The sequence below is a fragment of the Sporosarcina sp. NPDC096371 genome (assembly GCF_044762865.1).
GTDB lineage: Bacteria > Bacillota > Bacilli > Bacillales_A > Planococcaceae > Sporosarcina.
The window spans coordinates 241,469-267,926 of the sequence record NZ_JBIWFE010000003.1 but is presented as its reverse complement, the minus strand read 5'-3'; the positions used below and the strand labels follow the sequence as shown (position 1 = coordinate 267,926).

Genomic DNA, 26,458 nt, shown 5'->3' with positions numbered 1-26,458 from the left:
ACAAAAAGACGGTGCCAGGAATTTAACCTGACCACCGTCTTTTTATTAATCTTTTTTCGATCCATTATATCCATTTTCCCCAAATGGTCGTAACTCCTCCAGCCATTTCTCCAATAACTTCTCTAGGATTTTCTTTTTACTTATCCCTTGCCAGTCCTTTTCATCTACCACTACTAGCTCCACAAATTCAAATTGTTCTTTCCCATAGTCATTCCAATCCGCTTGAAGTTCCTTCTGTGTGCTAACACCATTGTTTAAGCTAAATTTTAAGCCGTTTAAGGTTTTAAAATTCGGTGTCGAGCCGACAAACAGTTTACCATTGGCTACGTTCTTGATTTGAAAGATACCATATCTCGTTTTTTCCTCTTTCGCCTTCAATTTCAGTTCTTTTTTATAATCCATTTCGCTACCCTCTCCATTTACTAAATTGGACACACGACGGTATTCGCTGCCTTCATCATTACGCACTAGCAAGCCCCGATCGACCAGCTCTCGACGTAACAGCATATAGTCCTCAAAGATGTCCACCAAGATCGTATTGACTTCCTTTTCTGTATAGACTTTTCCAGGTCTAAACAGCAATGCCACTTCCGCTACCAACTGTTCTCTCTCATACTCTTTTAGCTGGTACGATATCAATCGACCGTCCTCTTCAGAAAAATAGCGCACCAATTCTGCCGGCGGTTCAAACGTTTTCTCAATCGACACATCACTAATCGGCCCACTCGCCCCCGTTGCTTGTTGCTGTTTCAATAAATTCATGACAGCCACAAGCGTTTTTGCTTGTTTCTCTTTTTTCCGTAACGCAAAGCGATGATTGCGAATCGTCGATAGGCTACCAATTTGTAGCTCCTGCTGAATTTCCTTATCTGACTTCCCTGCATAGATCAAAGACAACAGTTTCGTTTGCTGGTCGGACAGCCCCGTACTTTCCTTCCCTCCGGACAATAGCTGTTCAAAAGCGGAACCATGCGCCGCCTCAATATGATGCTCCATATAGCGCCAGTCTTCAAAAAGCACCTCTCCAACAGGATAAATAACTCCCATAGCCACCTTTTTATCGCAAAATAAACAGCAATAATCACGATTTTCTTCTACATACCCTATTTCCATTACTTCTATAGAAAAATTCTCCGATATGTCCATAGAGATAAACACCTTTCGCATAAATCTTATTTTACATAGACAATAATACGATTCGTCTACGGATTAGTCAAATTTTATTCAAATCAAAAAAACCGTACCCCATGGGATACGGCTTTCTAGCTATTGACTATACGATTCATCCATTACGTACTCTTCTAGCAAAATCTACAAATTGGAACTTATCTGGACGGTGACGGGATTCTGTATATTGAAACAAACTCGTATCTTCCAAATAAACCCTACTCTTAATGACCACCACATTGGAATGATGCTCCAAATCTAGCAGTTCCCGATCCTCTTGTGTAGGCTCTTCCACTATGATTTCTTTTCGAGCATAGCTAATTTTCAACTGTAGCTCACTTTCCAAATACTCATAAATAGAATCTTCACAGATCTCTTTCGTTAGCATCGGAATGAAATCTTTATTAAAATAATCTTTGTCCAAAATGACTTTCTCGTCGGAAATCTCTCTAATGCGAACAACTTTCCATACGGGTTCGTTCACTTTGACGTCCAATTTAGACTGTAGCTTTTGGTCAGCTTTCACAATGGAAAGTTCGTTTACAATCGTATGCGTTGGAAACTTCAAATTGGTGGCCAGTTCTTTAAAACTAACGATTCCTGAAACAGGAAAATCGAATTTATTGCGACTAATAATGACGGATCCTTTGCCACGTACTTTTTGAATATAACCATCTTGCGCGAGTAAATCTAGCGCTTTCCGAATGGTTTCGCGAGACACTTCGTACGTCTGCGCTAGACTATTTTCCGAAGGAAGCATCGTTGAGTTGCCCCAATATTTCGTCGTTGTTTTATTGACTAAATCGTGATAAATCGTTAAATACTTTTCCATTACTCTACCTCATTATCTTACATAATACACAACGGATTCATAAGGTCTTAGTGTTAATTTCTCAAATGTGATTGCGGAATCTGGATAATTAGAGTTAACTATCGTCGCCATTTCCATTCCCTCTAGAGAAATATCAACGCTAATTTCTTCTTCGTAAAAATTGCTCACTACAAGCAATTTTTCATCATTCCAATTACGCGTATATGCAAAAACATGTGGATGATCCACCAGCAATGGCTGATAATCTCCTGCTACTATAATAGCATATTTCTTTCTCAAAGCGATTAACTGTTGATAATGATAAAAAATAGAGTTCCGATCGGCTATTGCTTGATCCACATTAATGGTTGGATAATTAGCCGTCACAGGAATCCAAGGAGTCCCCGTCGTAAATCCAGCTTGAGATTCAGCTGACCATTGCATAGGCGTTCTCGAGTTATCTCGTGATTTTTGCTGTAAAATACCAATGATTTCTTGCTCTGACTTTCCTTCTTTTTGCATTAATTTATAAGCATTTAATGACTCAACATCACGGTAATCATCGATACTTTCGAAATTATGATTGGTCATTCCTATTTCTTCACCTTGATAAATATAAGGAGTACCATTCATCATGTGTAGCGTTGTCGCAAGCATTTTCGCCGATTCTTCATGATACTTTCCATCATCGCCAAATCTAGACACAGCACGCGGCTGATCATGATTGCACCAAAACAGCGCATTCCAACCGTTTCCTTCATGCATACCAACTTGCCAATGAGTCAGGATTTCCTTCAACTGAATAAAATCAAAAGGCGCCTTGGTCCACTTTTCACCATTTGGATAGTCTACTTTCAAGTGATGAAACTGAAATGTCATATCCAGCTCTCGTCGGTCTACTTGGGTATAAAGAATACAGCTATCCAGTGTTGTTGAAGACATCTCACCGACTGTCATTAATTCATAAGGTGTGAGAATGGCTTCATTCATTTCCTGTAGGTACTCATGAATTCTTGGTCCATCTGTATAAAACCTTCGTCCATCCCCGACATCATCATTTGGGAATTGTTGATTTTTAGAAATTAAATTGATGACATCTAGACGAAAACCGTCAATCCCTTTCTCCGCCCAGAAGCCCATCATTTCATATAGTTTTTTGCGAACCGCTTCATTTTCCCAATTTAAATCCGCTTGTGTCTTGTCGAATAAGTGCAAATAATACTGATCAGTTTCTTCATCATATTCCCAAGCAGATCCGCCAAACTTTGACTGCCAATTATTCGGTGCTCCCCCATCGACGCCGTCTTTCCAAATATAGAAGTCACGGTAGTCATTATCTTTGGAACTGGCAGACTGCTTAAACCATTCATGTTCAGTTGATGTGTGGTTTATCACAAGATCCATAATTAAGCGCATACCTCGTTTATGCGTCTCATCTAGTAGATTTTCAAAGTCCTCCATCGTTCCATAGGTCTCATCGATCGAATAATAATCACTAATATCATATCCATTATCATTCTGTGGAGACCGATAAATCGGTGTTAGCCATATCACATCGACCCCCAATTCTTGTAGATAGTCTAACTTATCCATAATTCCCTTAATATCGCCCGTACCGCTTCCCGCCGCATCCTTAAAACTCTTCGGATAAATTTGATAAACGACGGCTTCCTTCCACCATTGCTTATTCATCTAGAAGCACCTCAATCTACTAATATTAATCTCTATTGCGTTTTGCAATTAAAAATGTAATCACAAATGGCACAACAATCACAACCGCCATCCCAATACCGAATGCAACCCATCCACTAGGTACAATGGATAATATGCCTGGAACACCGCCAACTCCAATTGAAGTTGCTTGAACCTTTTGCATAGTAATAAATGCTGCAGCTATGGAGGATCCAATCACCGCGGCTATAAACGGATATCTAAAGCGTAAATTCACACCAAACATGGCCGGTTCTGTAATCCCAAGCCACGCGGAAAGACCAGATGTCCCTGACAAGCCTCGTAACTTCTCATCTTTCGTTGCAAGCATCATCGCAAATGCGGCGGAGCCCTGTGCGATATTTGATAGTGCTAAAATAGGCCACAAGAATGTAAAACCAGTACTACCAATCAACTGTAAATCTACTGCTAGAAATGTATGGTGCATACCTGTAATGACCAATGGTGCATAAATTGCTCCATAGACTAAACCACCCAAAATCGCATACGAATCAAATATAGCCACCAAACTATCTGTAATAAAGTTTCCAATTGTAAAGGTAATCGGTCCAATCAAGATAAATGTTAAAACACCCGTTACTAATAAGGCAATCGGTGCAACGACTAATAAATGCAAGGAATCCATGACACGCTTTTTAAGAAATAGTTCCATTTTTGCTAATATCCACGATGCAAATAACACAGGTAATACTTGACCTTGATAACCAATTTTATTGACTTCTAAACCAAATAAGTTCCACGTAGGAATACTATCATTGGCTAATGCCTCACCGTACCCCCATGCATTCAGTAAATCGGGGTGTACTAAAATCAGACCAATGACAATTCCGAGTAATTCATTACCACCAAATCGTTTGACGGCAGACCATCCTATTAAGGCTGGTAAAAAGACAAATGCTGTATTAGCAATAATATTAATCATATCGGCTATGCCAGCCCATTGCTGATGCACCTCAATGAGTGACTGTGTTTCGTAGAAAATCCCTTTATTCGCAAGAATATTATTGATCCCCATTAATAGACCAGCTGTCACAATTGCCGGTAAAATCGGGATAAAAATATCGGCCAGCGTTTTAATAGCACGCTGTAAAGGATTTTGCTTTTTAGCAGCAGCATCCTTTACTTGCTCTTTTGTCGCCCCAGCCATTCCAGTTTCCTGTGTCATAGCGGCATGTACTTTATCAACTGTCCCTTGACCAATCACGACTTGAAATTGACCGTTCGCTGAAAATACTCCCTTAACAATTTTCATATCTTCTAATGCTTTTGTATCAACTTTCCCCTCGTCATTCAAAGCAAAACGTAGCCGAGTAACGCAATGTGTAACCGCGGCAATATTTTCTTTACCACCAACCGCCTCAACAATATCTCTTGCTTCTTTCGAATACTCCATCCCTATTTCCCCCTAAATTCAGTTCAAATGAACGTTCATTAATGTAGATTGACCAGCGATAACTGTCGTTGCTTTACTTACATCAAAACTTTTCACAGCATCACCGTTTGTCAAAACGACAGGTGTAATAGTACTACTAGCCTTGTCTTTAATGATTGCCATTTCAAACGTAATCAGCTTATCTCCCACCTTCACTTGGTCTCCCTGTTTAACAAACGCCTCGAACCCTTCTCCTTGAAGAGAAACTGTCTCTAGTCCAATATGAATTAAGACCTCAAGACCAGACGTACTGCGCACCCCTATCGCGTGCTTCGTTGGAAATAGTTGAACGATTTCTCCATCAAATGGTGCGATGACAATCCCTTCACTAGGTTCAATTGCAATTCCCTCACCTACCATTTTTCCTGCAAACACTGGATCAGGCACTTCCTCCAGCGGACGAAGTGTTCCACTCAGTGGAGCCATAATCACTTGTTCTTTCGATTGCACTTTTTTACCGAATAGTTTCCCAAACATTAGTTGCCCTCCCACCTTGTATATACATGTTTTCATTTCATAATAACTTGTACATACATGTTTTGCAAGCGTTTTCACAATTAAAATAATCAGTGAACTTCACACTTAGAATTCAGGGGATGAGACCGAAGAAAAGCATGTGCACACTTTAAAATAAAGTGCGCACATGCTTGAGGCATTCCTATTCCTAGTCGTTCAACTTCGATACTGTCGCTTCCAACTCAACCTCGACATTCCCCTTAATCGCCCGACTAATCATACAAGACGTTTCCGCCTTTTCGGCCAATTTTTGCGCGAGCGCCTCATCTTTCTTCGTCGCATCCGATTTCAATACGATATATGGTTTATGGATAATTTTCTTATATGTAATGACGCCATTCGTCACATCAACAACACCGACAGACGCCATTGTCAACGCTTCCTTCTCTAACTTACTGCGCTCCATCATGGCTGCGAGTGTAATAATATAACAAGTAGCAGCTGCCCCTAACAACATTTCGTCTGGGTTTGTCCCGATCCCAGGCCCATCCATTTCTGGTGGGATGGATACTTCCGTTGTTAAATTTCCTGCATCGATTGTTCCTACATCATTCCGTAAACCAGGCCAGTTCGCTTTCAAATGAAAGTGGTGTTCCGCCATTTTTAATTCCCTCCATTCCTTCTATCATCTATATAGTACTGCTACTCATAAGAAAAAAGCCATTCACAACGTTGTGAATGGCCTTTGCATGTTGTTAATCCGCGAACACGTGCCGCCACTCCTCTTTCTTTGCCAGCATGTTTTTCGCCAGTTCTTTTGCGCCTTCTAAGCTATGACTTGCCGCCCATCCACATTGCACTTCATTGCACGCAGGTACTTCAGTTGCAACGACTACATCTTCCAATGTCTTTTCCAAAATCACAAGGATATCCTCATAATCATCGTGATTGATGACGGATAAATAAAAACCTGTCTGACAGCCCATTGGACTCAAGTCAACAACTTGATCTGAGTGATTGCGAATGTTTTCCGCCATTAAATGTTCAATCGAGTGAAGAGCGGGCATTTCCATATGCGCTTTGTTTGGCTGCGTAAAACGCACATCGTATTTATACACTTCATCGCCATTTTTTCCTTGTTTCGTACCCGCTAAACGCACAAATGGCGCGGCTACTTTTGTATGATCCAAATTAAAACTCTCGACATTCATCTTCACCATCTTCATTCCCCCCAGTAGATAGTCGACCTAATCATGCAATCTATTATTCCGACTTCTTCACTATGCTTAACACCTTAGTTATACCATAATTCCGACTAGAGTGTTAAGTTAATTTATTCAGAGTAAAAAAAAGCCTCCCGACCCATACGTCAGGAGACTTCATACTTTTATTCAACTACAACCTTAAACACTTCATGCTCATGTAACCCATTGTCATCTTCAACGTGAATTTGGATGTTGAACGTACCTGACTCTGCAAATACATAAGAAGCATCATATTCGCCCGCTTTAGGTTCCGCGGCCTCGCTCCAATCATGCTTGTCAGGGTTCGCCTCATTCCAAATTTCATAGCGCACTCTCGCTTTCTCCAGAGGTGCTCCATCCATCTGTAAGTCAACAACAAGCTCTACATCACTTTCCGCCTTCACATTTTCAGGCACTGCAAAACGCATCGCAAACCCTGCTACCGGTTCCGCATGCTCGTGCTCTCCATGCTCTTCGCCGTTATGTTCTTCCTCATATTTCCCACCATTACCGACCGTCACTTCTTTTTTCGGCATGGTATGCAATCCTCTCGCTGTCACATGCACCTGCACATGAAATAATCCATCATGATCAAAAGTCGTTTCGGCAGCATACAAACCGTCCTTTTTATTTACGGATTCAATTTTCACACTTTCGTCTTTCTTACCTTCTTCCCAAATTTCAAAAAGAACTTCATCTGCATCTTCTACTTCTTCGTCACCTTGCGTCACAACTGCCTCCATTTTTACGGTACCATTCACTTCAACTTCTTCCGTCACTGTCAAATCTACGGCGATTGGTTGAGGCGTTTCATCTACAACTGCATCCTTCGGCTTGTCATTGCTACAAGCGGCCATCGTCGCTAACACAAGGACTAGTATAAATATCCACGATTTACGTTTCATTCAAATTCCCTCCAGTGTCTTTTTACTTAACGTCGTACCATTAATTCAGTATTATTATATAAGATAAGTAAGAAATAAATGTGAAGTCCAATATTTCACATGGTCTTCACATCTATTTGAGAAAATAAGGTATGAGGTTTATCTTATATATCAATTACGCCTCGGCGTAATTGCGTCCGAATTTTGAATTGCACTTGCGCAATTAACTCCCCTCAAAATTTGTGACATCCGCCGGAGGCTTAACTTGAATTAGCAGGAAGCTTTGATCCCTCTGATTTATAGGCATATTAGCATCTCCCCCGCGACTTATAGAAGAGGAGACTTCTGCTAAATCAAGTGAAATGAGGTTTTGTGATGAATAAATCCACCATCATGATTATAGACGACGAGGAACAAATGCGGCAATTGGTTCGAACTTTGTTAGAGAAAGAAGGGTACACTGTCATTGAAGCCACAGATGGCGTACATGCACTGTTCTTAATCGACAAAATGGCTCCACAACTCTTAATTGTCGATGTCATGATGCCCTATATGGACGGCTTTACATTTGCGCGAGAAGTGAAGCGTAGTTCGGATATTCCGCTTATCTTCCTTTCGGCTAAAGGAGAAGAGTGGGACAAAGTTCAAGGTCTAAAACTCGGGGGCGACGATTATATTGTCAAACCATTTTTGCCTGGCGAATTACTTGCAAGAGTCGAATCCGTATTAAGGCGTTCTTATCTAAATAGACCAATGACCGATATGTTAACTGTCGGCCCAATTGTAATTGATCCGGAAGCGCATACGGTTACATTGGACGATACGCCCCTATCATTAACACCAAAGGAATTCGGTTTGCTACATTTACTTGCGAAAAATAAAGGACGCGTCTATACAAGAGAACAATTGTTACAACTAATTTGGGGGGATAGCCACCAAAGCAGTTCGCGGACCGTCGACACCCATATCAAGACACTTCGCCTTAAAATGGATGGCGCAGGAGATTTGATCGAAACGGTTTGGGGTCTCGGCTATAAATTCGAGGTGTAAGATGAAAAACCTAACACTTAGTAAGAAAATTTTAATTGTACTAGGTACTAGTATCGGGTTTGCTATTCTATTTTCGTTTTTCTTTATCCATTACTTGTATTCCAAGCTGTACTTATCGACCGTTGAAGAATCCATCATCCATCAAGGTCAAAAAACAGCAGCTCACTACCATTATGGGGAATTAAGCGAAGAAATCATCGATAAAATTCAGTGGTATAATGTTATCTCGGAATACGAAATAATTGTTGTTGATAATTTAGAGGAGCTAACCACCTCTTTCCCCTACAAAATAAATTATGAAACCCTTGTCGATGCCGATGACAAATTGATTTTAGAACAAGGTTCATACGTCTTAAAGGAAGGGTTTGTAGAAGAACTTGACCGCGAAATAATAGGTGCTATTTTCCCTATCAAAAGTGAGGATAAACTACTTGGTTTCATTTACATTTATGTCCCTCTCGCTGCAATCCAAGATGTATTCCGGGAAAGCATTCCCCTATTGATCGCTGTAGGTGTTCTATTTTTCTTCATTCTTTTTTTGGTTGTCAATCGCGTTTCGCAATCTTTGTTTAAACCGCTTCAAGAACTACAACTACTTTCTGGTGAAGTATCAAAAGGGATTTATTCCAAGCGAATTGAAACGGCTAGTGATGACGAAATCGGGCAGTTGGCACAGGCTTTCAACTCCATGAGCCTATCACTAGAACAACAAGAAGTACGAAAAAAAGAGTTCATTTCAAATGTCGTGCATGAGCTGCGTACGCCGTTAACCTATATCGGCGGCTACACACATGTGTTAAAAGAAAAGATCTATTCATCTCCAGAAGAAGCTGAAAATTATTTATCGACCATCGAAAAAGAAACTGTACGCCTTAATAAGCTAATTAATGATTTAATTGAATTGAATCATTTACAAGAAGATATGTATTCAATCGATCGGCAGCCAATCGCCATCGCTCAATTATTATTCGATACAATTGACCTGTTCGCCATTCATATGACAGAAAAAGGATTACGTTTAGCATCAACGATTGAAGAAGAACTGATTATTATGGGTGATGAAAAAAGAATCCAACAAGTTTTTTACAATACAATTGATAACGCTATCAAATATTCTGAAGAGAATGGAGTCATTGCCATTACGATGAAGGATAATGATGACTTTGTTCAATTCTTAGTGACAAACAAAGGCACTCATATTCATGATGAGGATCTTAAACGAATCGGCGAGCGTTTTTTCCGCACAGATAAAGCGCGGACTCGAACAACAGGCGGAACTGGCTTGGGGCTCACCATCGTCAAGGAGATTGTACGCTTACACAACGGTCTATTTACGATTACTAGTGATGCTGAAACAGGTACGACCGTATCCATTCAATTGCCTGGTTTACTAACCCAGGAGAAAGAAGGCACCTAATATGAGAAAAATAACCGGTCTACTCTTTTTTGTTGCCCTCACATTATTGCTGTCTGCCTGTAGTAACAAATCTTTAGCCGGTAAGCCCTTGACGTCCTTTTCATTCACAGATCAAAACGGGCAAGCCTTTGGAACCGACGAGTTGATAAATACCGTTTGGGTCGCCAATTTTGTCTTTACACAATGTGATACCGTTTGCCTACCGATGATGTCCGAAACAGCTGCTATCCAACAGCAACTAAAAGAACAGGGCCTACACGCAGAATTCGTGTCGTTCTCCGTTGATCCTGCAGTCGATTCACCTGAAGTAATAAAAGAATATATCGGGCAATATACGGACGATGAATCGAATTGGCATATGCTGACAGGGTATTCCCAAAAAGAAATTGAAACATTTGCGAGGGATACATTCAAAACCATTGTTATCAAACCAGAATCATCCCAACAAGTCCTTCACGGCACAAATTTTTATTTAGTCGATCAACAAGGAAAGATTATCAACGAATATAATTATATCGATTCTTCCTATGCCGAAGAATTGATCAAGGATATCGAAGGATTACAAAAAAACTAAACAAAAACAGCTCTTGGGTACCGTCACCCGAGAGCTGTTTTATTTTCTTGCATAAAATACTGGTGAGAAGGGCTTGGAAACCTTTATTTTCACTGGACTATTTCCGGTCCGCTTTCGGCAAATTAATCTTGGCAGATTTACCGAGGGGCGGTGTGACTAGAAATGACTTCGTCATTTCTAGTCATTCTTTTTTCGGTTATTCTGTTGTGATTAATTGCCTGTCGCGTACCTACAATGTTCAAGTGAAAAATGCAGTTCTTTTGAAAGAAAAGAATAGATGACCTTCTATAGAGAATCTAAGTGCCCGAAGATACAATTTCGGGCACTCTAACACTCTGTATATCGCGTTTTTTTCTTACTTTTAGCAAAGTGTAAGCTTCTAATCAAAGGAGGAACGCACTACAATTCCACCTCTTGTGACGCCTTATCGCAAGTGACACTTCTTTAATAAAAAATGAAAAAACCATAAAGAAAGCCTCAGCCGCCAAAATTGTATCTTTGCCGGCCACTTTCTAGGTAAGAAGGCAGCTGTTCTTTCGTCCCCAAGAGCTTTAGCACTGCGTGTATCTACTCTGTTGGAGAGCGGCGGATGAAGGACCACCATACGATTACCAAAAAAAATGTGTAGGGATGCGACAAAGTCGTATTCCTACACATCCAGACATTTCGGTAATTGCATAGAAGTCATTCAATCCAAAGTGTTCCAAATGCACCTATACACGTAGTGCCTAGTGTTTGATTCAGTTATCTACTAGTTGCTTTTGATTAATCAACAGACGTGGGATTGTTATTTTCTTTTCGATCGAGATTTTGCAAAGCCGATTAAAGCAGGAAGGACTGACACAAAAATAATGAGTAGCAGGACAGTTGAAAAGTTTTCTTGAATGAAGGGAATATTGCCGAAGAAATAGCCCGCCATCGTACAGAGTCCAACCCATAAAGCAGCACCTACAACATTATAAAAAAAGAAGGAATTATAACTCATACGACTAGCCCCTGCAACAAAAGGAATAAACGTACGAATGAATGGCATAAAGCGTGCGATGACGATCGTTTTACCACCATGTCGATTAAAGAAATTCTCTGCTTTCGCCATTTTCTCTTGATTGATAATTCGACCAATCAAGCTATTTGGTCGAATCGAAGTCCCTACTTTTTTACCAATTTGATAGTTAACCGTATCGCCTAATACTGCCGCTGTAAAGAATACGAGGAGTAGAAGGGCAATGTTAAATGCACCCCTTGTAGCAAATGCTCCACTTGCAAACAGCAACGAGTCACCTGGTAAGAAAGGAAAAATAACAATTCCTGTCTCCACAAAAACAATTGAAAATAAAATCCCATACGACCATACGCCAAACTGTTGAATGATTTCAACCAGATGTTGATCGATATGCAAAATAAAGCTGATTAAGTTCTGAATGATTGTCATATATGTACTCTCTTTCACTATTACTCTTCAGATCGTCTAAATCTATTACACCTCGGCATAATTTATTCCAAAGTTTGTAACACCCTCCGGAAGATCACTTGATTCTGAAGGATTTAAACCCTCATATACTAAGGAAGCCATTTTGCCTTCATCCCACAACTTACAGTAGTTGCCGACTTCGACTAAAGTAACCTGTTTCATCATACTTCTTTCTACGGACGTTGTCACGAAATAGATAATAGAAGATTCACATATAGCTAAACTTATAGGCGATTTGGGATAACAATTTCTTTCAAATTTCCTTCGACGTTTTCTTGTCCTTAATTATTCGGATGAACCACTCCCCCATTTTTTCGTATATAGTAATAGTATCTTATGATAGGAGTGGAAAAACATGCTAACAAATGAACAATTACACACCATTGAAGTTCTTCAAAAAGAGTGCGAACAGACCGACAATATTCAATTAAAGTTAAACTGGGATATGCTGCGACAAAGGGACGACCTAAGCATGGATTTCTTCTATGAAGAAAACGGGCAACTCATTGCTTATTTAGCCTTATATGGTTTCGGCTCCACAGTAGAAGTTTGCGGGATGGTCAAACCTAGCGCAAGAAGAAAGCACCACTTTTCCACGCTTTGGCTACAGGCACTGCAAGTGATTCAAGAAAAAGGCTTTCAAAAGATTTTATTGAACACGCCTGACTCTTCAGTAACCGCTAAAGAATGGTTGGCGACACAATCGTGCACGTATGACTTTTCAGAGTTTCAGATGCAGTGGGAGCAGCAGCTACTTGAAAAAAGCGAAGATATCCTGATACGCCAGTCGCTACCTTCTGATGTTGACTTCGAGGTACATCTCGATGTCCTTGCATTCAATTTGAGTGAAGATGACGCTCGGATTCATCATGAAGATATTAAAGATAGAACGGAGGAACATCGTTTTATCATCGTGGCTGATGGCACCGATGTTGGTAAAATCCGCGTGAGCAAAATTGACGGAGAGGCTTATATTTACGGTTTTGCTATTTCACCGGAATTCCAAGGAAAAGGTTACGGTGGGAAAACGTTACGAAACATCGTCAAACAACTACACGAAGAAGGATACAGCGTTGGACTTGATGTCGAGGCAAAAAATATGCATGCCCTTCGCCTCTATGAAAATATCGGATTCAAGTCCATTCAGGCACAAGATTATTATTTGTGGAATTAACATAGCCTCCCCTGTGCACTCGGGGAGGCTATCATTTCTTACTTATATTTCCGCAATACCAACATGAAGATTGAAATCATCATAAATGCAACAAACGATAAAAATGGTATCGTTATAAAACCAAACCAGTTTATATATTGCCCTGAACATGGCACCCCGTTCGTACATGTACTGAATTCATGTAATGAAGGGATCTTTTGCAAGGCATAATGATATCCTGCAACGAGCATGCCGATAAAGGATACCGGAAGCACATACCTGTAAATCGTTCGGTCGTTCCGGTAAAATGCAATCCCAAGAAAAATGACAAGCGGGTACATAAGGATTCGTTGATACCAGCAAAATGTACATGGACTAAAGCCCATCCGTTCACTAAAAAATAAACTCCCAACCATCGCAATGATCGATGTCAACCAGGCAAGGAGGAGCGGCTTACTGACCACTAGCACTCGCCTCTTCCACCATCTTGATAAAGTCATTTATCGTATTGCCTTTAAACTCTTTACCACCTATAAAAATGGTTGGAGTTGACGCAACCCCAAGTCGATTTGCTGTTTTCATATCTTTCTCCCAAGCATCTTTACCCGCATTTTCACCAAAAGCTTTCATGACCTTATTTGTTTCCTCTTCAGTTGCAATTTCCGCTAATGTCTCTTTCAAAAAGGATTCCGTATATAAGTCTACTCTTTCATACGATAAGTCCGCAGGTTGCTTACTAAACAATAACTCATGGAAAGACCAGAACTTCTCGTTTCCTAGTTCTTGATAGACCGTTTCTGCAAATTGGGCAGATCGATTTGAATCGATGTTAATAAAAGAATAATTCATAAAATAAAACTTGGCTTTCCCGGTTTTAACAAGTTGCTCATTAATAATCGGAAAAAGTCTATCATTAAAATCTTTACAACTTGGGCATTTGTAATCTCCAAATTCAACGATTTCAACAGGTGCTGATTCCTCTCCTAAAAATGGTTGCCCTTCATAGTCAATGACGACCGATTTTTCATTAACATCTGCTAAAACAACGATTCCTACGATTAAAATAACTACTAAACCTACAATCCAAAAAATTTTCTTAGACAAATTAAAACACTCCTAATTCAGACTACACGACGTAGTGTAATGGGGTAAAAAATTTACGCCAACACTAAGGCGTAAATAAAAAGTGCACAAATCAAGCTAAAAATGGTTAATGATAGCAACATCGACTTCACTGGAAGCTTCCACTCAATTTCGGCTAATGGATTTAACATATAGTCTATCCGATAATTTACAGACGTATCCGCAAAAGACGCATAGGCAAAAGGCATTTTTTCATACTTACTTACTTTAAGCATCTTCAACAGCGCACTGCCTAAGTTGACAGATGTCTGTTGTTTTTCGATTGCATATTCATCCGCCAATAATTCCTTAACGATTCTAAAGTTCTGATTACACCACTTTAGAATTGGAATGTACCACATAGTGGACGAGCAAAGTGCCATCAAAAAGATGTTCAAAGGATCACGATGTTCTTTATGATACATCTCATGAGATATGACAGCATGTAATTCCTCATTCGTTAATAGATTCATCAACCCCGTTGATATGACGATTTTAGGACGTATAAACCCCATTGTTATCGCCAGTGGCATTGGGTGCGAGATAACAATACACGCATCTTGTCCTTCTCCATAAGTCCGATTCATGTCGTTTGTAAGCCTAATTTCCCTATATTGCTCAAACCGCTTTTTCATACGAACTGCATGATAGAATTGTGATCCTATTTTCCATAGGGTAATGAATAACGTATAGATCACAAGTATATCCAGCACATAACCTAGTGAGGACAATCCGAATGTTTTCATCCAGCCATGACAGACAGCCACAAGATTATACCGAATGCTCCAGCCCGCTACCTTTGAGATGAAATACAAACCCATTTGAAGAAAAATGGCTCCTGAAATAACAAGTGACACAAGTAGCATGATATTCGATTGACGTTTATACATGCCCTACATATCCTTTTTCAATTCTTTGATTTTCGCCTCAAGCTTTGCGACAAGGTCATCATCCACGTCTTCTAATGCATCTAACATATGACTAACGACAACGCTACCAAACTCATCCATCAGCTCATTGGTCATTTCTTTTGACTGCGTATTTAAAAACTCGATTCTCGATTGAACTGGCTTATACATCGATGATCTTCCTTCTGTCCTCTTTTGAAGAATTCCCTTATCGACTAAGCGATTCATGACCGTCATAATTGTATTGAAATTCATCAATTTCTCTTGTTCAAGTACTTGTTGAACTTCTTTAATGGTCATTTCAACATCATTCCATAAAACGTCCATAATCTTAGCTTCAAGCGGTCCAAAAAAACGATTCAGCCCACTTTCATTCATTTTAAACTTTCCAATCCTCATGGTTTGTCACCTCACACTACTTACTGTAGTTCAACAAATTTATCACGTCAAGAGTTGTTCATAAAAAATAGTTCCGTTAACCATTTTGTAACATTTTCACGCCCATGCTAAAAGGTGTTTACCTATTAAGACAACGTGAGTAAGTTTTTACAGTGAAAACTGTTATGATATGCTTATCTATTTTTCATTTCGGGCATCTTAACATTGGAGGTATTGCTATGCATGAACCAGATTCACATGCCGTCTGCACCATTACGTATCATCTCGTCGAACGTATTGCAGGTTGGTATGATCAAACAACAAACCGCACCGCCCATTTCATCCATTTATATTCCGATACGATTTCAACCGCCAAAAACACATTCAAATTAGAGCATGTATTTGATATGTCTTATAAACCTTTCTCAGGTGGAGCTGGGCTATTCTATTTGCATACAAACCAAGGTGTGTTTATGTTCGAGGTCGATACCGATCCGACGTTCTTCATTCAAGCGTATAGAAAATTACAAGGATGATTTCCTGTCCACGTGTTTATAATGTGACCTTTATTGGCAATGATAAAGGAGACACATTAACGGGAGGGAATTTACAATTGGCCATACAACGAATTGTAGAAAATGCACTACAAGCGAAAAGTGAAATTGAAGATTTGGTAACAAAAGGATATACACATGATGATATCTATGTATTTGCACATGATAAAAAAAGAGATAGTCATATCAACGATGCACTCGATACAGAAACAGTCAGCATGAAAGATCAAGGATTCTTGAAAAGCTTGAAAAACATGTTCACTTCTCGCGGCGATGAGCTACGCAGTAAAATGGAAGCAGCAGGCCTTTCAAAGGACGAAGCAGCACAAGCTGAAATGGAGCTCGACCAAGGAAAACTAGTCATCATCGCGAAGAAATAATCCCATCCCATTTGCCTTCCCCCGGGCGAATGGGATTTTCATTTTTCCGTCTTTTCTACAATTCAATACATTCAGTGGCACAATCCACCCTTCATTCGGTATGATAGATACTGAAAGTAGGTGCAGTTTTTGGATAACAAATTGTGGAAGATTGGTTTTTTCTCTGGACTAACATCTTTTGTTCTTCTCATACTTGGGGTACGTACCGTTTTAGGTCTAGAGCTTGAATGGAAAAACTATTTGGCGTTTGGAATATTTGCATTGATTGTAGGTATTTTCTCCTCCCTATTGTTATTTTACAAGTTAAAAATTGCTTTTCGAATTTTTATGATTGCAGTCGTGCTTGGATTTGTAGAGCTTTTCCGTAGCTTCTTGATGAACACAGATGGTGTTGGCGACTTGGCCGGCATATTGTCTTTATTCATTATCACTTCATTCGGATTAGGCATCGCCTTTATGGTACAGGCCGTTGTGATGATCAAGGGAAAAAAATAAATAAAATGAAAGAGCGTGCGATTCCTATTTAGATAGGAATTGCACGCCCTTTTCAATTTAAGCCCACATCTAGTTTATTCTTTGCTGTTAATGAACAACTTCCCTTTCGCTTCTTGTCGTGCTTCGTTTTTGAATCCATCCACAACTTTCACTTCGATTACCGCACCTTTTGCTACAGTTCCTAATGGCACCGTCCAGTACCCAACGTAGTGGCCCGGAGTTGTTTCAACAATTGGAAGTTCAGTAGCATTCGCCATATGATAATCTACATCTGTTAAAGGCATATGAATGACAAAGCTTGCCTTATGCCCTGGTTCACTATCAAACTGGATTTTCACACTTTTACCAGTAACTAAATGAAGATCTTTGCCCGGTGTTAAGTTTTCGATCGTTGGTGCATTGTATTGAGCCGTTACGGTTACTGTTCTTGTAACTTGATTGTTCGCACTATCGGTTGCGACAACTGTAATTTCGCTCACACCATTATCAAGCAAAATCCGCTTCGAATACTTGCCACCGACAATTGCCGCCTCAAAACCATTCACTTGTACTGATTTGAGGTTGACATCTGAAACCGTCCCTTCGACTGTTATCGTTTCACGATTCGTCTTATCCCCGTTTTTCGGATTGTCGATTGTCAGTTCAGGATTGATCGTATCAAGTGTGACTGTAACTGGAGCCGATTCACCTGTTACTTTACCACCCAATTTCGACACGGCAATCATCTCATTTGCACCCTCAACGAATTTAGTTGGGATCGTAAATTTCCCGTCATCGCCAACTACAACAGAACCTACTTTTTCTCCGTTGTTCATTAATTCGATTGCCGTCGTTGGAGACGCTACTCCTTCGATTACCCCATTTTTCTCATTCGTAATAAAGCCTTGTGTTGGAGATGTAATAACCGGTGCAAGAACGTCATAGTTGACACGTGCACGGATCATATAGTTTCCTTCCTCTTCAGGTGAAGGTGACCATGATCCCGAAGCAAATTCATAGCTTCGTCCAGCGTTCAGCCCATCTTCATCTGTCGCAACTCCAGGTGCATTTGTAATACTCTGCGTCTGAACATAGACCATATAGAAATCGCTATTGACTACAATATTGTATTCAGCCAAATCAACGACTGTCCATGTACCGTCACGTTTTGCTTGTGCGTTAAATGGACCAGCGAGCTTCTTACCTGGTGCACCATCCACACCTGTTGCATCCCACACCTCTACTTTAAAAGCAGTTCCGCCTGGTTTAGGCCAATCCTTATCATAGAAGCGGAAAACTCCATCTGTAACGACCGCAGATTCTTTCCCAGCTGGAAGAGTCATTTTCACTCCCCAAGCATTTCCAGCTTCATAAAATGCTTGGGCATTTTCTACTGTTCCATCATCGTAACCAATTTCACCACCTGGGTACGTATAATACGGCTCAAGTTCAATATTCACTGCCGTATCGTTACCGATTGAAATGGTAGTTCTCTGACCACTGTAACCCCTTGTAAACACTACTAGCGTGTAATCTCCCTCATAAGCAGTGATGGAATAGTTTCCATTAACATCTGTCACTACAGGTGTGATATTGGCATCTTCTAGGAGAAGTAATTTCGCTCCTTCGATTCCTTCACCTGTCGATTTGTCTGTAATTGTACCGCTAACCGTTGCTTTTGGCGTTTCTTCTAATATGAAATTCGCTTGCGTCGATGTATCCGCCTCGATTGTTACGGTTTGTTCTGTAGATTGATATCCATAAGCTTCCGCTTTTGCAGTAAATGTACCGGCACCATGCATTAGCGAATATTTCCCATCGGCAAGGTTTGAATAGACTGAACGCCCTGTTTCAAGTACACTCACTTGCGCTCCTATTGGTAAAACCAAAGGGTTGAAATCCCCCTCGTCTGGTGTTGCAGGCAATGCTGGTTTTATTTTTGTTAAGTCAATCGCTTCTTTGAATAAATCTTTTTCCTTCTCTTTAATCACGTCTGGATTTTTATGGTTTGGTTTTTTGAAACTATCAAGACCACTTATTTCAGGATTCTCCGTTCTTCCTTTGTCATCTTGATTAACCCCTTTTGAGACTTTTCTCATTTGCGATGTATCAACTAAAGAGACATCATCGATATACCAGCCATCTCTGTCAAAGGCACCATCCGATATTGCATTGAACCCGATATAGACGCGCTGACCGCTATACGCTGACAAATCAACTTCCGCATCAAGCCAACTAGTTGACCGGTCTTGAATTTTCACTAATTTTGTCCATTCCCGCTTATCCGTTGAAATGACGATATGACCATAATCAAAAACTCCTGCGGTCGCCCAGGGTTCTTCGAAGTGATACCAGTGTTTGAACTGTAGGTAAACGTTCCCTTCTGGCAAGTCCACTGGAGGCATCTGGAGTGTCGCGTTCATTTTACTGTCATACAGACCTTCAAGGTTTGTGGCATACACTTTTTCACCAGATACTGCACTTCCAGGGCCAGACGTCGGTACGCCCCACTCCCAAGAATCCATTGCCCCAAATGAAGTCCAACCGATTGGTGTCTCCTCAAAATTTTCGAAATAGCCAACTGTAATAGCTGGTTTCACTTCAGCTGTGTAATTTTCACTTATTACTTCATTGTTCCCGAAGTCATTGATTGTCCATTTGTAAGTGAACGAATCACCAGAGATTTCTTCACCTGGAATCGTTACTCCATATTCTCCGGACTTATAATCTCCAGACTTCTGAGTGGCATCCACTGCTATCCATTCGCCGTTCGTCCCTTGGTAGTTCAGTACGACAGATGCAACGCTAATGTTGTCACTCACTTGGATTGTCAAATCGAGATCCATCCCCATATACGTTGCTACAGGCGTAGTATTCGTAAATGTTGGAGCTTCATTATCCTCCCCTTGTTTTCCTACTTGGCCTTCAAGTTTTCCAAGACCATTAATAATTGAATATACAGCCTCATAAGCATCGACAAGTCCATATCCATACCCATGGTTCGGAGACTTTGGATATTCGCTATCCGTCAATGGTGTTGCCGTCTCTAAGAGAATTTGTTCCATTTCATCGACTGTCAAGTTCGCGTTCACTTGACGAAGCATTGCCGCGACCGCAGAAACCGCCGGGCCAGCCATTGATGTTCCATTCCAACCACCTTCATAGCCACTCCCTGGAACTGATGAACGGATGTTTACGCCAGGTGCAGAAATATCCGGTTTAATTTCCTCGTACGGTGATGGGCCACGTAAAGAAAAATCCCCCACTGTATTGTTAATGTCGGTTGCACCGGTTGCAAATGATTCCGGATAGTTTCCCGGAGATGCTACCGATCCTGGTCCCCCGGGGTTATATATATCCGTGTTTCCAGCTGAGAATTCAGGAAAAATTTCTGCTGCTCGCCAGTTTTTAACGACGTCACGATACCACTCATCAAGACCAGCACCCCCACCCCATGAGTTATTCACAACATCAGGAGCTAGGTCGACACGCGTGTTGCCATTTGCATCTGTCGGGGCTAAAATCCATTGTGCCGCTGCCAATAGATCACTATCGTATCCCCCATCCTCTGAAAATGCTTTGACAGCAATCCATTTCGCACCCGGTGCGACACCAATTTGGTTAGAACCATCTGGCTCGCCACCAACCATCGTACCGGTGACATGTGTACCATGGCCCTCGTCATCATGAGGGGTTGTTTGCGCTGTTCGTCCTACGGTTGCATCAAACCAGTTGAAATCATGATTCACTTCACCTGTCGCTGCGTTGTAGCCGCGGTATTTCTCTTTCAATGCCGGGTGATTCCATTGGACGCCCGAGTCGATGCTCGCAACGACCGTTCCCGAACCGTCAATCCCCATGTCCCAAACTTTTGGGGCATTGACCCTGTCAACATTCCATTCAACATTAGCGATTTCGGACTTAGGTGTTACTGCATTTTGGGTTTTCGTTGTATAGAGTTGTCGTGTTTCATTCGGTAGAATTTTTTCAACTTCAGCGAATGTCGCTACTTTTTCCGCCACTTCTTTTGTAGCTGTAACAGCCATTCCGTTGACAATGTAATACGACGTAATATCTTTAGCATTCCCTGCCTTAACTTGCAAGTTCAAATACTGCTTTACATTTTGTTGTGATTCAAAAGATGTCATTTTCAATTCAGATACAACAGCGGAACGTTGCATAAGCACTGACTTCTTTGCCGACAAATTTGCATCACCGGCATCTTGTTTTGCTTGCGCTGCTACTTTTTCCGTGTCTGTATTCTCTTTAAATTTTATGAGAAAAGTAACTTTGTCCTCTTTTTTGAATGTTTCTAGCAAGCCGCTGCTCACTTTGTTCTCCAAAAGAACGTTGGAATCATTTAATGATTGATGCGTTTTTTTATTTAGCTCCGCATGTGCTATTCCCGGTACAATTAAGGACAGTAGCATGATTAGTGTTGCAACAATACTAAAGATCCTTTTACTATTCCCCTTCTTTTTCACCTTCAACTCATTCCCCTCCAACTTTTATAACGATTGCGTCCTACTTTTTCAAGCTGTCCTGCCAAAAATATACCCCTTGTCCCCTTTCAAAATAAATTAATGTAGTACTCTAGTTGCCGACAATTACCATAACACGTCCTAATGGGATATTTTGTCGAAAAAAGTCTTTAATCCCAAAATAGTAGTTTATGGTTATCGAACTCTAGCCATTGTTGACTAGGTAAGAGTACGTTAACCTGGCTGTCATCGAATTGTGGGTTATTCTGTTACAATTTGATGTTTACGACAAAAAAGAGTACCGGGAAAATTCGCCCGATACTCTTTTGTCTTTCAACACTTCAATTACCTTAGGGTATTATTTATCGACATTCCGAGATCTAGTTTATTCTCCGGTGTTAATAAACAACTTCCCTTTCGCTTCTTGCCGTGACTCGTTTTTGAATCCATCCACAACTTTCACTTCGATTACCGCACCTTTTGCGACAGCTCCAAATGGTACCGTCCAGTAACCAACATAGTGACCTGGAGATGTTTCAACAATCGGTAGTTCAGTAGCATTTTCACTATACATGTCTACATCTGTTAAAGGCATGTGAACGACAAAGCTCGCCTTATGACCTGGCTCACTATCAAATTCGATTTTCACACTTTTACCAGTAACTAAATGCAGATCTTTGTTCGGTGTTAAGTTTTCAATCGTTGGCGCATCGAATTGCGCTGTCACTGATACTGTTTTTGAAACCTGATTGTTTGCAATATCGGTTGCGATAACTGTAATGTCGTTCACACCATTATCAAGCATAATCCGCTTCGAATACTTACCGTTGACAATTGCCGCCTCAAAACCATTCACTTTTACTGATTTGAGGTTGACATCAGAAACAGTCCCTTCGACTGTCACCGTTTCACGATTCGTCTTATCTCCGTTTTTCGGATTGTCGATTGTCAGTTCAGGATTGATCGTGTCAAGCGTAATGGTAACTGGAGCAGATTCACCCGTTACTTTACCACCCAACTTCGACACGGCGATCATTTCATTTGCACCTTCAACAAATTCCATTGGGATAGAGAATTTCCCATCATCCCCAACTATAGTAGAACCTGCCTCTTTTCCATTATGCATCAATTGGATTGTCGTCGTTGTAGACGCTACTCCTTCGATTACCCCGTTTTTCACATTCGTACTAAATCCTTGTACTGGTGATGTAATAACCGGTTCAATCACTTCATAGATGACACGGGAACGGATCATAAAGTTTCCTTCATTTGTAAGCGAAGGTGTCCATTTACCTGCATCATATTGATAGCTTCGGTTAGCGTTCCGGCTATTTTGATCCGACGCAAGTCCAGGCGCTAATGATCTACTCTGCGTCTGAACATAGACCATATAGAAGTCGCTATCGACTTTAATATTGTATTCTGTCAAATCAACGACCGTCCATGTACCGTCTCGTTTTGCTTGTGCGCTAAATGGACCAGCCAGTTTCTTACCAGGTGCACCATCTGCACCTGTTGCATCCCACACCTCAACTGCAAAAGCAGTTCCACCAGGTTTAGGCCAACTTCCATCCGTGAAGCGGAAGACGCCATCGGATACGATTGCAGATTTTTTTCCAGCAGGAAGAGTCATTTTCACTCCCCAAGCATTTCCAGCATCAAAAAATGCATATGCATTTTCATCTGTTCCATCATCGTAGCCAATTTCACCGCCTGGGTACGTATAATATGGGTCAAGCTGAAGATTCACTACCGTGTCGTTGCCAATGGAAATAGTAGTTCTCTGACCACCGTAACCTCTTGCATACACTACAAGTGTGTAGTCTCCTTCGTAAGCAGTGATGGAATAGTTACCATTTACATCTGTCACTACAGGTGTAATATTTGCATCTTCAAAGAGAAGTAATTTCGCCCCTTCGATTCCTTCACCTGTCGATTTGTCTGTAATTGTACCGCTGACCGTTGCTTGCGGCAGTTCTTCTAGTATGAAATTCGCTTGTGTCGGTTTATTCGCCCCGATTGTCACGGTTTGCTCTTTAGATTGGAATCCATAAGCTTCTGCTTTTGCGGTAAATGTACCGACACGATGGATTAACGAATACTTCCCGTCAGCAAGGTTTGAGTAGACCGAACGACCTGTTTCAAGTACACTCACTTGCGCTCCAATCGGTAAGACCATCGGGTTATAATTCCCACCACCTGGTGTTGTTTCTTTTGCAGGCAATGCGGGTTTTATTTTCGTCGGGTCAATCGCTTCTTCGAATAAATCTTTTTCCTTCTCTTTAATCAAGCCGGGATTTTTATTGCCTGGATTTTTGACACCATCAAGGCCTCTTTTTTCGGTAGTCACATTACTTTCTTTGTCACCTTGTTTAACCCCTTTTGCTACTTCACCAGTTTGTGATGTATCAACTAAAGAGACATCATCGATATACCAACCATTCCCTGTGACGTTTCCATCCGAAAATGCATTGAATCCGATATAGACGCGCTGACCGCTATATGCTGACAAATCGACTTCCATCTCGCCCCAAGCACTTGATCGACCTTGAACCTTGAGTAGTTGTGTCCATTCCTTCAAATCAGTGGATATGAAAACATGCCCGTAATCATAGGCTTGCCCTGCTGATGATTGCTCAAAGTCATGCCATTGTTTAAATCGCAAGAAGGCATTTCCTTCCGGCAATTCCATTGGAGGCATAAGGAGTGTCGCGTTCATATTACTCTCATATGGACCTTCAAGGTTTGTCGCGTACACTTTTTCACCAGATGCAGCTTTACCAGGGCCTGATGCCGGTACGCCCCACTGCCAAGAATTCATGACCCCAAATGAGGTCCAACCGATTGGTGTCTCCTCAAAATTTTCGGAATAGCCAATTGTAATAGCTGGCTTTACTTCGATTGTGTAATTTTCACTGACTACTTCGTTGTTCCCGAAGTCATTGATTGTCCATTTATAAGTCAACGAATCGCCAGTGATTTCCTCAGCCGGAATCGTTGCTACAAATTCTCCAGATTTATAATCTCCAGACTTCTGAGAGGCATCCACAGCTTTCCATTCGCCGTTTGCACCTTTGTAGTTCAGTACGACAGATGCCATGCTAATGTTGTCTCTCACTTGGATTTTCAAATCGAGATCCATTTCCGCATACGTTGCTACAGGCGCAGTATGAGTGAATGTTGGGGCTTCATTATCCTCCCCTTTTTTCGCCACTTGACCTTCAAGCTTTCCAAGACCATCAATGAGTGCGGAAACAGACATATAAGCGTCGACAAGTCCATATCCATATCCATTGTTCGGAGTTTGTGGATATTCGCTATCTGTCAAAGGGACTGCCGTATCTATGAGAATCTGTTCCATTTCATCGACTGTTACATTCGCGTTTACTTGACGAAGCATTGCCGCGATCGCTGAAACTGCCGGGCTCGCCATCGACGTTCCATTCCAGCCACCTTCATAACCACTACCCGGAACGGATGAACGGATGTTTGCACCAGGTGCAGAAACATCTGGTTTAATTTCCGCATACGGTGATGGGCCACGTAAGGAGAAACCTCCCACTTTATTGTTAATATCGGTTGCACCGGTTGCAAATGATTCCGGATAGTTACCCGGAGATGCTACCGATCCTGGTCCCCCTGGGTTAAACATATCCGTGTTTCCAGCTGCGAATCCAGGAAATATTTGTGCTGCGCGCCAGTTTTTAACGACATCACGGTACCACTCATTAAGACCAGCCCCCCCACCCCATGAGTTATTCACAACATCAGGAGCTAGGTCGACACGTGTATTACCATTTGCATCTGTTGGGGCCAAAATCCATTGCGCTGCCGCCAATAGATCACTATCTAATCCCCCATCTGCTGTAAATGCTTTGACAGCAATCCATTTCGCACCTGGTGCTACACCAATTTGGTTAGAACCATCTGGCTCGCCACCAACCATCGTACCGGTAACATGTGTACCATGCCCTAGGTCATCATAAGCTACTGCTTGTCCTGCAGTTGCATCAAACCAGTTGAAATCATGATTCACTTCACCTGTCGCTGCATTGTAGCCGCGGTATTTCGCTTTCAATGCAGGGTGATCCCATTGGACACCTGTATCGATGCTCGCGACGACCGTACCCGTACCGTCAATACCCATGTCCCAAACTTGAGGGGCGTTGACCCTGTCAACATTCCATTCAACATTGGCGATTTGGGACTCAGGTGTTACTGCATTTTGAGTTTTCGTTGTATAGAGTACCCGTGTTTCATTCGGTAGAATTTTTTCAACTTCAGCGAATGTCGCTACTTTTTCCGCCACTTCTTTTGTAGCTGTAACAGCCATTCCGTTGACAATGTAATATGACGTAACATCTTTGGCGTTCCCCGCCTTCACTTGCATGTCCAAATACTGTTTGACATTTTGTTGCGATTCAAGGGATGTCATTTTCAATTCAGATACAACAGCGGAACGTTGCATAAGCATTGATTTTTTTGTCGACATTTTCGCCTTTTTGGCGTCTTGTTTTACTTGCTCTGCTACTTTTTCCGTATCCGTATTCTCTTTAAATTTTATGAGAAAAGTAACTTCGTCCTCTTTTTCGAATGTTTCTAGTAAGCTACTGCTCACTTTGTTTTCAGTAAGTACTTTGGAGTCATTTCGTGATTCGTGCAGTTTTTTATTTGGCTCCGCATGTGCTATTCCTGGCACAATTAAGGATAGTATCATGAGTAATGTTGCAAAAATACTAAAGATCCTTTTAAAATTCCCCTTCTTTTTCAC

22 protein-coding genes are annotated in these 26,458 nt (G+C 41.2%); 7 read left to right on the top strand and 15 right to left on the bottom strand.

Annotation, left to right across the window (positions count from 1 at the left end; translation table 11 throughout):
- Positions 1 to 45: 45 nt before the first annotated feature.
- The 8 genes from ACIQ0H_RS09970 to ACIQ0H_RS09935 form a co-directional block, all read right to left on the bottom strand.
- On the bottom strand, positions 46 to 1,146 hold the full coding sequence (locus ACIQ0H_RS09970) for a DUF2087 domain-containing protein (protein WP_403413874.1): 1,101 nt from the start codon (positions 1,144 to 1,146) through the stop codon (positions 46 to 48).
- Between the two features lie 136 nt (positions 1,147 to 1,282).
- On the bottom strand, positions 1,283 to 1,999 hold the full coding sequence (gene treR, locus ACIQ0H_RS09965; RefSeq protein WP_403413872.1) for a trehalose operon repressor: 717 nt from the start codon (positions 1,997 to 1,999) through the stop codon (positions 1,283 to 1,285).
- Between the two features lie 12 nt (positions 2,000 to 2,011).
- Positions 2,012 to 3,670: an alpha,alpha-phosphotrehalase gene (treC, locus tag ACIQ0H_RS09960; RefSeq protein ID WP_403413870.1), complete on the bottom strand. Its 1,659-nt coding sequence runs from the start codon at positions 3,668 to 3,670 to the stop codon at positions 2,012 to 2,014.
- 25 nt (positions 3,671 to 3,695) lie between these two features.
- Complete coding sequence (treP, locus tag ACIQ0H_RS09955; protein WP_403413869.1) at positions 3,696 to 5,102, bottom strand: PTS system trehalose-specific EIIBC component; 1,407 nt, start codon at positions 5,100 to 5,102, stop codon at positions 3,696 to 3,698.
- An 18-nt stretch (positions 5,103 to 5,120) separates the two neighbouring features.
- Positions 5,121 to 5,618 (bottom strand): PTS sugar transporter subunit IIA, encoded by a 498-nt coding sequence (locus ACIQ0H_RS09950; RefSeq protein ID WP_403413867.1) that lies wholly within the window; start codon positions 5,616 to 5,618, stop codon positions 5,121 to 5,123.
- Positions 5,619 to 5,805: 187 nt separating this feature from the next.
- Complete coding sequence (locus tag ACIQ0H_RS09945; protein WP_403413865.1) at positions 5,806 to 6,258, bottom strand: OsmC family protein; 453 nt, start codon at positions 6,256 to 6,258, stop codon at positions 5,806 to 5,808.
- A gap of 94 nt (positions 6,259 to 6,352) precedes the next feature.
- Complete coding sequence (locus tag ACIQ0H_RS09940) at positions 6,353 to 6,817, bottom strand: S-ribosylhomocysteine lyase (protein WP_403413863.1); 465 nt, start codon at positions 6,815 to 6,817, stop codon at positions 6,353 to 6,355.
- A 167-nt stretch (positions 6,818 to 6,984) separates the two neighbouring features.
- Complete coding sequence (locus tag ACIQ0H_RS09935) at positions 6,985 to 7,746, bottom strand: FixH family protein (RefSeq protein ID WP_403413861.1); 762 nt, start codon at positions 7,744 to 7,746, stop codon at positions 6,985 to 6,987.
- Between the two features lie 354 nt (positions 7,747 to 8,100).
- On the opposite strand from ACIQ0H_RS09935, the gene ACIQ0H_RS09930 reads away from it, so the two are divergent.
- Genes ACIQ0H_RS09930 through ACIQ0H_RS09920 form a run of 3 tightly spaced genes read left to right on the top strand, consistent with a single transcriptional unit; the run spans position 8,101 to position 10,766 of the window.
- A complete protein-coding gene (locus ACIQ0H_RS09930; RefSeq protein ID WP_403413859.1) occupies positions 8,101 to 8,775 on the top strand; it encodes a response regulator transcription factor in 675 nt (224 codons plus the stop codon).
- A gap of 1 nt (position 8,776) precedes the next feature.
- A complete protein-coding gene (locus ACIQ0H_RS09925) occupies positions 8,777 to 10,192 on the top strand; it encodes a sensor histidine kinase (protein ID WP_403413857.1) in 1,416 nt (471 codons plus the stop codon).
- 1 nt (position 10,193) lies between these two features.
- Positions 10,194 to 10,766 (top strand): SCO family protein, encoded by a 573-nt coding sequence (locus ACIQ0H_RS09920; protein ID WP_403413855.1) that lies wholly within the window; start codon positions 10,194 to 10,196, stop codon positions 10,764 to 10,766.
- A gap of 787 nt (positions 10,767 to 11,553) precedes the next feature.
- Here the strand turns inward: ACIQ0H_RS09920 and ACIQ0H_RS09915 are convergent.
- Positions 11,554 to 12,198 (bottom strand): DedA family protein, encoded by a 645-nt coding sequence (locus ACIQ0H_RS09915; protein ID WP_403413853.1) that lies wholly within the window; start codon positions 12,196 to 12,198, stop codon positions 11,554 to 11,556.
- 394 nt (positions 12,199 to 12,592) lie between these two features.
- Here ACIQ0H_RS09915 and ACIQ0H_RS09910 point away from each other — a divergent pair, with 394 nt between their 5' ends.
- Positions 12,593 to 13,411, top strand: coding sequence for a GNAT family N-acetyltransferase (locus ACIQ0H_RS09910; protein ID WP_403413851.1), 819 nt, complete (start codon positions 12,593 to 12,595; stop codon positions 13,409 to 13,411).
- 38 nt (positions 13,412 to 13,449) lie between these two features.
- Here ACIQ0H_RS09910 and ACIQ0H_RS09905 read toward each other — a convergent pair whose 3' ends face one another.
- Genes ACIQ0H_RS09905 through ACIQ0H_RS09890 form a run of 4 tightly spaced genes read right to left on the bottom strand, consistent with a single transcriptional unit; the run spans position 13,450 to position 15,819 of the window.
- Positions 13,450 to 13,854: a disulfide oxidoreductase gene (locus ACIQ0H_RS09905; RefSeq protein WP_403413849.1), complete on the bottom strand. Its 405-nt coding sequence runs from the start codon at positions 13,852 to 13,854 to the stop codon at positions 13,450 to 13,452.
- Positions 13,844 to 14,494 carry a DsbA family protein gene (locus tag ACIQ0H_RS09900; RefSeq protein ID WP_403413847.1) on the bottom strand — a complete coding sequence of 217 codons (651 nt, stop codon included), beginning with the start codon at positions 14,492 to 14,494 and terminating at the stop codon, positions 13,844 to 13,846. Before ACIQ0H_RS09900 ends, ACIQ0H_RS09905 begins: the two co-directional genes overlap by 11 nt.
- A gap of 53 nt (positions 14,495 to 14,547) precedes the next feature.
- Positions 14,548 to 15,402: a M56 family metallopeptidase gene (locus ACIQ0H_RS09895; RefSeq protein ID WP_403413845.1), complete on the bottom strand. Its 855-nt coding sequence runs from the start codon at positions 15,400 to 15,402 to the stop codon at positions 14,548 to 14,550.
- A gap of 3 nt (positions 15,403 to 15,405) precedes the next feature.
- On the bottom strand, positions 15,406 to 15,819 hold the full coding sequence (locus tag ACIQ0H_RS09890) for a BlaI/MecI/CopY family transcriptional regulator (RefSeq protein ID WP_403413843.1): 414 nt from the start codon (positions 15,817 to 15,819) through the stop codon (positions 15,406 to 15,408).
- A 218-nt stretch (positions 15,820 to 16,037) separates the two neighbouring features.
- Here ACIQ0H_RS09890 and ACIQ0H_RS09885 point away from each other — a divergent pair, with 218 nt between their 5' ends.
- The 3 genes from ACIQ0H_RS09885 to ACIQ0H_RS09875 all read left to right on the top strand — a co-directional run bounded on the left by ACIQ0H_RS09885 (position 16,038) and on the right by ACIQ0H_RS09875 (position 17,227).
- Positions 16,038 to 16,334: a hypothetical protein gene (locus ACIQ0H_RS09885; protein ID WP_403413841.1), complete on the top strand. Its 297-nt coding sequence runs from the start codon at positions 16,038 to 16,040 to the stop codon at positions 16,332 to 16,334.
- A gap of 77 nt (positions 16,335 to 16,411) precedes the next feature.
- The gene (locus ACIQ0H_RS09880; protein WP_403413839.1) at positions 16,412 to 16,732 is read left to right on the top strand and encodes a YflT domain-containing protein; all 321 of its coding nucleotides are present in this window, start codon (positions 16,412 to 16,414) and stop codon (positions 16,730 to 16,732) included.
- A 129-nt stretch (positions 16,733 to 16,861) separates the two neighbouring features.
- A complete protein-coding gene (locus ACIQ0H_RS09875; protein ID WP_403413837.1) occupies positions 16,862 to 17,227 on the top strand; it encodes a hypothetical protein in 366 nt (121 codons plus the stop codon).
- Positions 17,228 to 17,301: 74 nt separating this feature from the next.
- On the opposite strand, the gene ACIQ0H_RS09870 is transcribed toward ACIQ0H_RS09875, so the two are convergent.
- On the bottom strand, positions 17,302 to 21,690 hold the full coding sequence (locus tag ACIQ0H_RS09870; protein ID WP_403414499.1) for a S8 family serine peptidase: 4,389 nt from the start codon (positions 21,688 to 21,690) through the stop codon (positions 17,302 to 17,304).
- Between the two features lie 382 nt (positions 21,691 to 22,072).
- Positions 22,073 to 26,458: a S8 family serine peptidase gene (locus ACIQ0H_RS09865; protein ID WP_403414496.1), complete on the bottom strand. Its 4,386-nt coding sequence runs from the start codon at positions 26,456 to 26,458 to the stop codon at positions 22,073 to 22,075.